Raw genomic sequence first — 6,962 nt, 5'->3', positions numbered from 1 at the left:
TCCCGGCCCAGCGGCGCGCCGACGCGGGCGCTCCCGCGCCGGCCGACCTGGTCGCGGCGACCCTGGCCCACGCGGACGCCCGGACCGCGCCGTCCTGCGAGCTCGCGGTCCGGCTGGCGCTCTCGTACATCGTCGCGCCCGGCCCGCAGGGCGTCGGTCAGACGGTGCGCAGCGTCCTCAGTGGGCGGAGCCCGACAGTTGGAGACCGATGACCCCGGCGACCACCAGGCTGATCGAGACGATCTTCAGGGTGGAGACGACGTCGCCGAGGAAGATCATTCCGTAGATCGCCGTGCCCGCCGCGCCGATGCCGGTCCACACCGCGTACGCCGCGCCCACGTCCAGCTTCTTCAGCGCCAGCGTCAGCAGACCGAAGCTGCCGAGGGCGAAGCAGGCGAAGGCGACGGTCGGCCAGAGCCGGGTGAATCCGTGCGAGAGCTTCAGCCCCACCGCGAAGCCGACTTCAAGGAGACCGGCGAGCACCACCAGCAGCCACGCCATCGTCAGTGCCTCCCACGCCGTCGGTGACTGCTTCGTCTCACTTGGTGCGATTATGCACTTACCAACGGACACGGGCCGCAAACGTGCGCGAATCAGTCACCCTCGCGTCGTTCCCGGGTGGCGAGCAGTCGCCGCAGCGAGTACAGGCGGGCCGGATCGGCGTGCCCCTCGGCCGCCCACGCGTCCAGCGCGCAGTCCGGCTCGTCGTGGCTGCACGCCCGCGGGCAGTTCTCCGTGCCCGGTACGAGATCGGGGAAGGCGAGGATCACGCGGGACGGGTCGACGTGGTTCAGGCCGAAGGAGCGCACGCCCGGAGTGTCGATCACCCAGCCGCCGGCCGGGTCGTTCAGCGGGAGCGCGAGCGCCGAGGTGGTGGTGTGCCGGCCGCGGCCGGTGACCGCGTTGACCACGCCGGTGGTCCGTCGGCGGTCCGCCGGCACCAGGGCGTTGACCAGGGTCGTCTTGCCGACGCCGGAGTGGCCGACGAACGCGGTGGTCCGCCCCTTGAGGTGCTCGTGGACCCGCTCGGCCGCGACCCCGTCCACGAACTCGTCGCGGGTGGTCACCACATGGGGCACACCGAGCGCGCCGTACATCTCCAGGAGCTCGTCCGCCGGGGCCAGGTCCGACTTGGTGAGGACGAGCAGCGGTACGAGACCGCCGTCGTACGCGGCGACCAGACAGCGGTCGATCAGTCGCGGGCGGGGCTCGGGGTCGGCGAGCGCGGTGACGATCGCCAACTGGTCGGCGTTGGCGACGACCACGCGCTCGTACGGGTCGTCGTCGTCGGCGGTGCGGCGCAGGACGGAGCTGCGCTCGCCGATCCGGACGATCCGGGCCAGGGTGTCCTTCTTGCCGGACAGGTCGCCGACCAGCTCCACCCGGTCCCCGACGACGGCGGCCTTGCGGCCCAGCTCGCGGGCCTTCATCGCCAGTACGGCACGGTCGTCGACCAGGACGGTCAGCCGGCCGCGGTCCACCGTGAGGACCATGCCCTCGGCCGCGTCCTCGTGCTTGGGGCGGATGTTGGTCCGGGGCCGGTTGCCCTTGGGGTTGGGCCGCTGGCGGATGTCGTCCTCGTCGGTGTGCTTGCCGTAGCGCCGCATGTCGTCAGGCCTCGAGCATTTCGGTCCACATCCTGGGGAAGTCCGGCAAGGTCTTGGCGGTCGTCGCCACGTTCTCGATCTCCACGCCCTCCACCGCGAGGCCGATGATGGAGCCGGCCGTCGCCATCCGGTGGTCGTCGTACGTGTGGAACACGCCGCCGTGCAGCGGGCGCGGGCGGATGTGCAGGCCGTCCTCGGTCTCGGTGACGTCGCCGCCGAGCTCGTTGATCTCCTTGGTGAGCGCGGCGAGCCGGTCGGTCTCGTGCAGCCTCAGATGGGCGACGCCGCGCAGCGTGGACGGGGAGTCGGCCAGGGCGGCGACCGCCGCGATGCCGGGGGTCAGCTCGCCGACCTCGCTCAGGTCGACGTCGATGCCGTGGATCCGGCCGGTGCCGGTGAAGGTCAGGCCGCGCTCGGTCAGCTCGCAGGAACCGCCCATCTCGGTGAAGATCTCGCGCAGCGCGTCACCGGGCTGGGTGGTGCGGGACGGCCAGTCCGGGACGGTGACCCGGCCGCCGGTGACCAGCGCCGCGGCCAGGAACGGCTGGGCGTTGGACAGGTCCGGCTCGACGGTCAGGTCGCGGCCGAGCAGCGCGGACGGGGAGACCCGCCAGACGTTCGGCTCGCCGCCGGTCTCCGGCTCGTCGACCTGCGCCCCGACCACGCGGAGCATGTCGACGGTCATCCGGATGTGCGGCATGGAGGGCAGCTTCGCCCCGACGTGCCGGACCTCGACGCCCTGGTTGAAGCGCGGCGCGGACAGCAGCAGCGCCGAGACGAACTGGGACGAGGACGAGGCGTCGATCTCGACCCGGCCGCCGTCCAGGGCGCCCGCGCCCTGCACCGTCATCGGCAGCGCGCCGCGGCCGTCGTCGTCGATCCGGGCCCCGAGCACGCGCAGCGCGTCGATCACGCCGTGCAGCGGCCGCTCGTGCGAGCGCGGGTCGCCGTCGAAGCGGACCGGGCCGTCGGCGAGGGCGGCGACCGGCGGCAGGAAGCGCATCACGGTGCCGGCGTTGCCGACGTCCACGGTCGCGCCGCCGCGCAGCGGCGCCGGGATGACCCGCCAGGCCTCGCCCGTACCGTCCGGGCCGCCCGTGACGGAGGAACTGGACGACACCGTCTCCTCGATGCGGACGCCCAGGGTGCGCAGGGCCTGGGCCATGAGAAGCGTGTCGCGGGAGCGCAGCGGGCGGCGCAGCCAGCCCGGCTCGGCGGCGAGGGCGGCGAGGACGAGGCCGCGGTTGGTGACCGACTTCGATCCGGGCACGGTGACCGTCGCGTCGACGGCTCCGCTCGCATACGGGGCGGGCCAGAGCGGGGTCTGCGGGGTGGTGGGCACGGAAGGAACGGTCATGCCCTCACTTTAGTGGGGGCACGACCGGTGGGCCGCACGGCGACTACAGGCCGAGCAGCCAGCGACCGCCGCCGATCAGCGAGCACAGCGAGACCGCGTGGAAGAGGAAGAACCACATGGCGGGCGGCACGTGGGTGAGCCGGGAGAGCTGGTCCGCGTCCGAGTCCGAGGCGCCCCCGTGCCGCCGCTTGGCCTGGAGCTCGAAGGCCGGCCGGACCCCGCCGAGGAGCAGGAACCAGACGACGGTGTACGCGAACGCCGCCTGCACGGCCGGGTCGGTGAGCCAGGACACGAGCAGGAACGCGGCGCCCGTGAGGACGACGGTGAGCACCCCGTACGCGTTGCGGATCATCACCAGCATGGCGAGCAGCAGGGCGGTGGCGAGCCACAGCAGCAGGGTGACGCGGTGCGCGGTGAGCAGCCACGCGCCGCCGAGGCCGAGGAGCGGCGGGGCGGTGTAGCCGGCGGCCGCGGTGAGGATCATGCCGAGGCCGGTGGGCCGGCCGCGGCTCACGGTCAGGCCGCTGGTGTCGGAATGCAGCCGGATGCCTTCGAGCCGGCGGCCGGTGATCAGGGCGATCAGGCCGTGGCCGCCCTCGTGCGCGATGGTGATGGCGTTGCGGGAGAGCCGCCAGGCCGGGCGGGGCACGACGACGAGCAGCGCGGCGACCGCGGTCGCGATCACGATCCACAGCTCGGGCGCGGGCTGGGTGCCCAGAACGTCGCTGCCGAGGACATCGCTCAGTTCGAAGACGTCGCTCATTTTGTGGATCGGCTCCTCGGGTGGGAGAGGGGAGGGCATCGGTGCGAAGCACCGTCGTCGCGGGGCGGTGGTCGGGCGGCGGGAGGAAGTGGCAGTGTGGCACGTATGTGCGGACGGTTTGCAGCGAGTCGAAGGCCCGAGGATCTGGTCGGGGTCTTCGAGGTCGAGAAGTGGGAGCCGAAGGAGACCCTGGCGCCCGACTGGAACGTGGCCCCGACGAAAGAGGTCTACGCGGTGTTGGAGCGTCCTTTGAAGGACGCCGAATCGCGCCGGCCGGTTCGCCAGCTGCGCGCGCTGAAGTGGGGCCTGGTCCCGTCGTGGGCGAAGAGCCCGGACGGCGCGGCCCGGATGATCAACGCGCGGGCGGAGACGATCCACGAGAAGCCGTCCTTCAAGCGGGCGTTCTCGACCCGGCGGTGCATCCTGCCGGCGGACGGGTACTACGAGTGGGTCACCGGGTCCGATGAGCGGGAGCTGGAGGTCGAGGGCAAGAAGAAGCGGCCGCGCAAGCAGCCGTACTTCGTGACCCCGGCGGACGGCTCGGTGTTCGCGATGGCCGGCCTGTACGAGTTCTGGCGGGACCGGACGCTGCCGGACGACCACCCCTCGGCGTGGTGGGTGACGTGCTCCGTCGTCACGACCGAGGCGGAGACCGGGCCGCTCGGGGTCGCGCCCGAGGAGGGCCCGCACTCGCTGGCCGACATCCACCCGCGGATGCCGCTGATGCTGACGCCGGACCGGTGGGACTCGTGGCTGGACCCGACGCGCACGGACCCGGACGAGCTCCGGGGCCTGCTGACCGCGCCGCCGGAGGGGCTGATGCGGGCGTACCCGGTGCCGACCGCCGTCAGCAACGTCCGCAACAACGGCCCCGAGCTTCTGACCGAGCTGTCGGGCCCGGAGGTCGCCACCCTGTTCTGACCGTGCCTCCCGCCGCTCCGCGGCGCCGCGCGGCAGGATGGGCGGGTGACGGAGATCGAGACGGTGGAGACCGGGACCGGCCAGGCGCGGGTGCACTGGCACCGGGCGCCGAAGGCCCGGGGCGTGGTGGCGCTCTCGCACGGGGCCGGCGGCGGTATCGGGGTGCGGGACCTCGTGGCGCTGGCCGGGACGCTGCCCGTGCACGGCATGAGCGTGGCGCTCGTCGAGATGCCCTGGCGGGTCGCCGGGAAGAAGGTCGCGCCCGCACCCAAGACGCTGGACGCCGGCTGGCGCGACATCTGGCCCGCGCTGGCGAAGCCCGGCCTGCCCGTCGTCGCCGGCGGCCGCAGCGCCGGCGCGCGGGTCGCCTGCCGGACCGCCACCGAGCTGGGCGCCGTCGCCGTCCTGGCGCTCAGCTTCCCCCTCCATCCGCCCGGCCGCCCCGAGAAGTCCCGCGCCGACGAACTCCTCGGTGCGGGCGTGCCCACCCTCGTCGTCCAGGGCGGCAACGACCCCTTCGGGAAGCCCGAGGAGTTCCCCGAGGGCGAGTTCCGGCTCGTCGAGGTGCCGTACGGCGACCACTCCTTCGCCGTCCCCAAGCGCGCCGACCTGACGGAGTCGGAGGCCATGACCCTCCTCACGGACTCAGTCGCCGAGTGGCTCGCGACGCCGGGAATGCTGAGCGGTCGCCCCGTGTTGTGACGGGCGTCGGTGAGAGAGTTCAAGGAGAGGAAGTCCGTCGCATGGGTTCGACCATCTGCCCCCAGCGCTCGCAGGCCGCTGACCTCGACTGGACGGTGCTGCCTGCGGCCAAGATCGCCCCTATTCGGGCGGCGGGCGGAGCGGTTCCTCGTCTATCCTCCGAAACGAGTGGGTCCGGCTTCGGTCCCGCCAAGGCGCTGGAGGAGGTGGGTCCTGTCACTGGGACCGACACAGGAACCGACGACGGCCACGAGGAGTCGACCGTGGAGCGCAACGCGCGCTTCGAGCGGGACGCTCTTGGTTTCCTCGACCAGATGTACTCCGCCGCACTGCGCATGACGCGCAACCCCGCGGACGCGGAGGACCTGGTGCAGGAGACCTATGCCAAGGCGTACGGCTCCTTCCACCAGTTCCGTGAGGGTACGAACCTGAAGGCCTGGCTGTACCGGATCCTCACGAACACCTTCATCAACTCGTACCGCAAGAAGCAGCGCGAGCCGCAGCGCAGTGCCGCCGAGGAGATCGAGGACTGGCAGCTCGCTCGGGCCGAGTCGCACATGTCGACGGGCCTGCGGTCCGCCGAGTCCCAGGCGCTCGACCACCTGCCGGACTCCGACGTCAAGGAAGCGCTCCAGGCGATTCCCGAGGAGTTCCGCATCGCCGTCTATCTCGCTGACGTCGAGGGCTTTGCGTACAAGGAGATCGCCGACATCATGGGTACTCCCATCGGTACGGTGATGTCCCGACTGCACCGGGGCCGCCGTCAGTTGCGCGGCATGCTCGAGGACTACGCTCGCGACCGCGGGCTGGTACCGGCGGGCGCCGGGGAGTCGTCGGACGATCGGAAGGGCTCGGGGTCATGAGCTGCGGAGATCCGCACGAGACGGACTGCTCGGAGGTCCTGGATCATCTCTACGAGTTCCTCGACCATGAGATGCCCGACAGTGACTGCACCAAGTTCGAGGTGCACTTCGAGGAGTGCTCCCCGTGCCTGGAGAAGTACGGCCTGGAGCAGGCGGTGAAGAAGCTCGTCAAGCGCTGCTGCGGCAGTGACGACGTGCCCACCGACCTGCGGGCCAAGGTGATGGGCCGGATCGACCTGATCCGCGCCGGCGAGGCCGTGCCCGACCACGACGTGACGGCCGCGCCGCAGGAGCAGTAGCGCCCCGCCCACAGACACGACGGACCGCCGCGACGTGATCGCGGCGGTCCGATGCGTATATCAGCTTGTCTCACCCGATGGTGCGAATCAGTCGTCACCGGCCCTCGCGCCCGCGTCGACTCGCTAGCGTGACCGCCGTGATGACCGGCGTGATGGGACTCCCCGGAGCGGCACGCGGCTACCTCGCCTGCGCCGCCCTGTGCGCCGCGGCGCTCGCCGCCCCCGCGCTGCGCCCGGGCGCGCTCACCCCCTGGACCACGGTCGCGCTGCTCGCCGCCGTGTACGCGTGCTGCGAACTGCCCGCCAGGTTCCGGTTGTTCGAGCGCATGCTCGGCGGCACGCCGCCGACGGGGGCCGGGTCGTTCCTCCCCGTGCTCCTCGCCGCCGCGCTGCTGCTGCCGCCCGCCGCCGCCGCGCTCACCGCGCTGCCCGGGGCGCTGGCCGCCCGCG

General features: G+C 72.3%; 8 protein-coding genes and 2 pseudogenes. 6 read left to right on the top strand and 4 right to left on the bottom strand.

Annotated features, from left to right (window positions below):
* A pseudogene (locus tag VIU94_RS12260) lies at nucleotides 1-212 on the top strand (TetR/AcrR family transcriptional regulator); the annotation flags it as partial.
* On the opposite strand, the gene VIU94_RS12255 reads toward VIU94_RS12260, so the two are convergent.
* The 4 genes from VIU94_RS12255 to VIU94_RS12240 form a co-directional block, all read right to left on the bottom strand.
* A complete protein-coding gene (locus VIU94_RS12255) occupies nucleotides 178-501 on the bottom strand; it encodes a DMT family transporter (protein WP_331910620.1) in 324 nt (107 codons plus the stop codon). The pseudogene VIU94_RS12260 and the gene VIU94_RS12255 sit on opposite strands and share 35 nt — an antisense overlap.
* A 92-nt stretch (nucleotides 502-593) precedes the next feature.
* Nucleotides 594-1,607, bottom strand: a complete 1,014-nt coding sequence (gene rsgA, locus VIU94_RS12250; RefSeq protein ID WP_331910618.1) for a ribosome small subunit-dependent GTPase A — start codon at nucleotides 1,605-1,607, stop codon at nucleotides 594-596.
* 4 nt (nucleotides 1,608-1,611) lie between these two features.
* Nucleotides 1,612-2,964, bottom strand: a complete 1,353-nt coding sequence (gene aroA / locus VIU94_RS12245) for a 3-phosphoshikimate 1-carboxyvinyltransferase (protein WP_331910616.1) — start codon at nucleotides 2,962-2,964, stop codon at nucleotides 1,612-1,614.
* A 43-nt stretch (nucleotides 2,965-3,007) separates the two neighbouring features.
* Nucleotides 3,008-3,727: a M50 family metallopeptidase gene (locus tag VIU94_RS12240; protein WP_331910614.1), complete on the bottom strand. Its 720-nt coding sequence runs from the start codon at nucleotides 3,725-3,727 to the stop codon at nucleotides 3,008-3,010.
* A 105-nt stretch (nucleotides 3,728-3,832) separates the two neighbouring features.
* Here VIU94_RS12240 and VIU94_RS12235 point away from each other — a divergent pair, with 105 nt between their 5' ends.
* The 5 genes and pseudogenes from VIU94_RS12235 to VIU94_RS12215 all read left to right on the top strand — a co-directional run.
* Nucleotides 3,833-4,648, top strand: a complete 816-nt coding sequence (locus VIU94_RS12235; protein WP_331910624.1) for an SOS response-associated peptidase — start codon at nucleotides 3,833-3,835, stop codon at nucleotides 4,646-4,648.
* A 45-nt stretch (nucleotides 4,649-4,693) separates the two neighbouring features.
* The gene (locus VIU94_RS12230) at nucleotides 4,694-5,350 is read left to right on the top strand and encodes an alpha/beta hydrolase family protein (protein ID WP_331910612.1); all 657 of its coding nucleotides are present in this window, start codon (nucleotides 4,694-4,696) and stop codon (nucleotides 5,348-5,350) included.
* A gap of 206 nt (nucleotides 5,351-5,556) precedes the next feature.
* Nucleotides 5,557-6,213, top strand: a complete 657-nt coding sequence (locus VIU94_RS12225) for a sigma-70 family RNA polymerase sigma factor (protein ID WP_331910622.1) — start codon at nucleotides 5,557-5,559, stop codon at nucleotides 6,211-6,213.
* Entirely contained in the window at nucleotides 6,210-6,512 is a 303-nt protein-coding gene (gene rsrA, locus VIU94_RS12220) for a mycothiol system anti-sigma-R factor (protein ID WP_331910610.1), read from the top strand. The genes VIU94_RS12225 and rsrA overlap by 4 nt, the downstream gene beginning before the upstream one ends.
* Nucleotides 6,513-6,640: 128 nt before the next feature.
* Nucleotides 6,641-6,962: pseudogene (locus tag VIU94_RS12215) on the top strand (HD-GYP domain-containing protein); the annotation flags it as partial.

It is taken from the genome of Streptomyces sp., assembly GCF_036566765.1.
Lineage (GTDB): Bacteria > Actinomycetota > Actinomycetes > Streptomycetales > Streptomycetaceae > Streptomyces.
The sequence above is the reverse complement of the archived record's forward strand: the minus strand, read 5'-3'. Positions and strand labels throughout refer to the sequence as shown.